The organism is Candidatus Stygibacter australis (genome assembly GCA_030765845.1).
GTDB lineage: Bacteria > Cloacimonadota > Cloacimonadia > Cloacimonadales > TCS61 > Stygibacter > Stygibacter australis.
The window spans coordinates 1-4,442 of record JAVCDJ010000242.1; the positions used below are offsets into that span (position 1 = coordinate 1).

The 4,442-nt window shown below is 37.2% G+C and carries 2 protein-coding genes; one reads left to right on the forward strand and one right to left on the reverse strand.

Features of this window, described 5'->3' with window-relative positions; translation table 11 throughout:
- A partial coding sequence (locus RAO94_12410) for a hypothetical protein (GenBank protein MDP8323143.1) occupies positions 1–3,241 on the reverse strand: 3,241 nt, incomplete at its 3' end.
- Between the two features lie 470 nt (positions 3,242–3,711).
- On the opposite strand from RAO94_12410, the gene RAO94_12415 reads away from it, so the two are divergent.
- Positions 3,712–4,442, forward strand: a 731-nt coding sequence (locus RAO94_12415) for a hypothetical protein (protein ID MDP8323144.1), incomplete at its 3' end; no start/stop codon positions are given.

A 4,442-nucleotide genomic window follows, 5' to 3' on the forward strand; every position in this document is an offset into this window, starting at 1 on the left:
CACCATTGATCTCTTTTCTATAGGTAATATATAAACTGCGGTAATTATCTTCAAAGCTGCAATTAGCAAAATTCACTTCTATGGAATCAAGTGAACAAATAGAAAAAGACTTAAGGTTTGTAAAAATGCAATTAGAGAACTCGAAATGGTCATCGTCAATAGCATCATCAATTGTGCTGTTAAATTCCACTCCCTGCCAGTAAGCTGAACTCACATCCAGACGTATTACATCTAAATAAGAAACTCTTCTTGGATATAATCCTATATTACCGTTAATTTCACCTTTCTTTTCAATCAATATCCTGTCACCATCCTGTAAAGCCGTAGCAACTTCCTCACCCCCGATCTTGGCATGTTTGTCTGAAGAAGCGTCTATTTTCAGTATTCCGCCGGTAGGTGTGTGTCCAGCTCCTAAAGTATCAATAGAAGTTATATGCAAAAAACCGGAATCTTCCAGTTGAATAACCGCTCTGCCTTCCTGGATCACTTTTCCTCCATCGTAATTAGGATAATATACTTCATCAGCACCTATACATATTTCCGCACCCCGCAGATACATCTCGCTGTCTTCATATAAATAGAGCTTATAACCACCAGTATAAGTAGTATCATTTTCAGAGTCATAGTAATTTCCGGTAAGATATACATCATCCTGCAGATCAATGCGTCCGTAATTATGAATAGTAAACAGACTGTCGGTATTATTACTGATCCTGATCCTGCCACTTTCATTTTCCCAAAGACCACCTTTTACAATCTCAATATCACGCCGGAATAGCGAACTGCCTATGCTGCATAGACTGCCGCTGCCTGTGATCTGCATCTGCACATCATTGCCTGCTGTGGTATGAATATTATAACCACTGGTAAACAGGTCAAGATTTCCTGTTTTAAGATCGCCATCCACAATGAGCGAAAACCTTGCCTTATCACCAGCAATATACACATCGTGGTCACTGTAAGCAGAATTAGTATGACTCACCGTAAGAATACTGTTCAATTCATATCCTGTATCCCTGAGGTTGTTGACATTAATATTATGATCATAACTGGCATTACCGCCATATCCGGTGAATTCTGCCTCTACTTCATCTTCCATCTCCATAATATCCGCATAAACATAGCCGGAAGCTAATATCTTTGCCGGTTGATTGCAGCCTGGCACTTCCAGCAGTTTCAATTCTTCTGCTGCCATCGTTCCAGTTGTTTCCAGCAAACCTCCTTCTTCTATATTAAGGTTAGTTGTCTGCACGTTAGCATTTCCTGCTATTCTCAATATTCCGCCTCTAAATACATTGATAGTATTGAATACTATTACACCATTAGGGTCTCCTCCCGGATTTGTAATTGTGGTATCCATACCTACTGTCACATTAAGAGTATCATCACCGATAATGTAATAATCATGGATATTTTCATCTAAAAGCCGGAAATTATCATTTCTGTAAACCAGAGTGTCACCATCGAATACAGACAGCGTATATTTAGGGTGCTTCATAAGTCTTTCAAAATTCGCTGTGGCAAAAGTATCAATAACGGCTTCCCGGGCATAAGAATTCAGATAGATACTGTAATCTGTTTCCTGTTCACACAGATAATGTATGTTTATACTGTCTATGGTCGAAAACTCTATCACATTAGGCGGAGTATCCATGAATTTGGAATATCCCTGCTCAGGATATAAAGGATAATATTCTTCTCCATTATAGTATAGAGGTGAAAAACCTAATTGACTTTCTGAGGGACTCCTTATCCATGTTCCAACGCATCCCTGCTCATCAAATACCAAAACATTTACTCTGTTTTCTACCGTGTAATAGAGTACCGGTGTAGCATAGCTTAAATGATTCCAATTTTGATATTGGAAGTATCCACAAGAGCATTGATTCGGAATATCTGGAGGCTTGATGAATTCCCAGTATAATCTTGAAACACTTGGTATTTCTCCAACATAGTAATTCTCATTGCTGAAAGGAGGGTCTTGACTGTATGTATAATTATTCAAAGAAAAAAGGCAATTACTTTCCTGTTCTTTCTGTATATATATACTGTGATTATTCATCAGTCGATAGGCGTTAACCAAATTTCCCTGATAATACAACTCATTACTATGATTAATTATATCTTCAAGTCCTGTTGATATATAAGTGTCATATTCAGGTATCAGTTGATTATAATCATCTACATTTCTTGTAACAATTATTTCTTTACCCATACCTGAAACCTCAATGTTTTCCAGATCTGTAATATCAGCTACTAATTCAATCTCAAAATCGTTTGCCCAGGCGCCAACGCTGATCCTTCCATCGACCGGTATCCGGTAAACAGAATCCTCCGTGTTGATATAAAAATGTCCATCTTCATTGATCACCGGCTGGAAATAGCATTGTGTTGGGTTATCAGGAAGGTAGTTACTATATACGGTTGCTCCTTTCTTTCTGAATAATCTACCTTCTTTGGATATCACAACAAGATTAGGCGGTGACTCATAGTCCATTGCGGCTGAAGCTATAAAACGATCTTCGCCCAGCAGTGGCAATGAAATATCATTTATAAGGTTGTATGAATATAATAATCCGTCTGATAAAGTAATTTTGAATGTATGCCAGATACCAGGTATGATCAGGTAATCACCACTTGTCTCCCGACAGAGCAATGGGGTTGCCAGATACTCATATCTGTTTATCTCTAAATTCTGATTGGGATTACCTTTTTCAACAGCTCTCAAGTTATAATAGTTCCCTGTAACTTCCATTTGCTCTATATCGACTGTAAAAAGCATACCTGCTTTTGTTAAAAGATATAATAGATTATGTTCTTCATTTAATACTGGACTTGACCAAAACCCATTCTGACCTCCTATCCGATATTGAGCTTCATCACATACAACTGAGTCAGTCTCTATAAAATCCTGATCATAGGCATCATAAGCATGAAGATGATCATAATCTTCATCAAACTCAATAGATTCGAAATTAAATATCACTGTCAATAATCCATTTAGTATATCGATCTTATGCAATGATCCGGGAATACCCCGAATTGTATCAGCATAACTCGGACTTAAACCGAAAGTTGATACATAAATTGAATTACTGTTACCTTCTCGCTCGGTTGAAACAGCCGGGCAATTTCTTACACGATCAAATAGATTCACTGTGCTTGTTCCATTTCCGCTCCCATCTGCCCATAACACCCCAATGAAAAGCACCAACACTAAAAAAATCATTTTCACTTTCATCAAATCCTCCTTTTTGGGTCTGCTAAAATTATTTTCTCCTATAGTCCGAACAAATACGCTTTATAATTAAAAACAAGTCAAATACTTTTTTAACTATTTTAAGTAATTACAACGGAGACTGTTCAACCTAAGTAATTGATAAATAAATGTGAAAGTTAAAATCAGGTTCATTTAGTGCACATTTTTGTTTAATTTGGGTCAATAATCGAACTTGACATAGCTGAAAAATCAAATTTGAATTTGAAAGGTAGCAATTCTATTCACAATATGTATGCCTTCGGCATACAATGAGAAGTAGTATTATTGAGATCAGAGATATAAGTTATAACTAGAAGCTGCATGAAATTGAGCAGTTTATGGTGGAAAAACCGTTTATGTGTAAAATATATTTGACATGGGTCAAGATATATTTAAATTTATGTGTATATAGTTTCAGGATAAATTTCTACTTGATTTTAACTGGAGGGCTTATGTTAAATAAAAAATCTACTTTGTTAAGATCAGTAATATTTCTGGTGATATTTATCGGTATAATTCTATGTGCAGAAGCTGATATGAGCTTGATGTTTGAGGAATTACAGCGACCGGTCTATGATCTGGAATTCAGTGATTTAAATGGGATATTAATGGATGGACTGATCTTTGCGCTGCCGGGGATGGAAGCAGGAATTGCCTATTACACTCTGCCGCACGCGCCGGAGATATATTCCATAGCTACTAATCTGGGAGCAGTATCAGTGACAGCGAATGATGCTGATCAAAAGATATTAGCAGCGATGGGTTGTGGAAGTAATAGTGATGGTTTGTGGGAATTTGATCTTGATACCCATGAATTTGAATTAATAGGTTATTATTTTAATCCTCGCTTTATCAAGCATCTTGATAGTGGTTATTATATGGGTTATGGATTAAATGAGCTTGAAAGTGGCATGATCTATTCAGCAGATGGTGAGGAATGGGAGGAAGTATTAGAATTTAGCGGGATCAGTGTAACTGATATTGAAGAGACGGGCTCAGGTAATCTTGTTGCAGCAGGGGGTAATACGCTTTATTTTGAAACTGAAGGCGATTGGACATCTTATGAAGTAGGGCTGCCGGTCAATGATATTTATGTGAGGTGGGTACCTCATAGTGATGAAGTATATATTGCTTGTGGTGCTGGATCAAACAGTGATGCAGTTTATCGGCTGGAATATTCGGC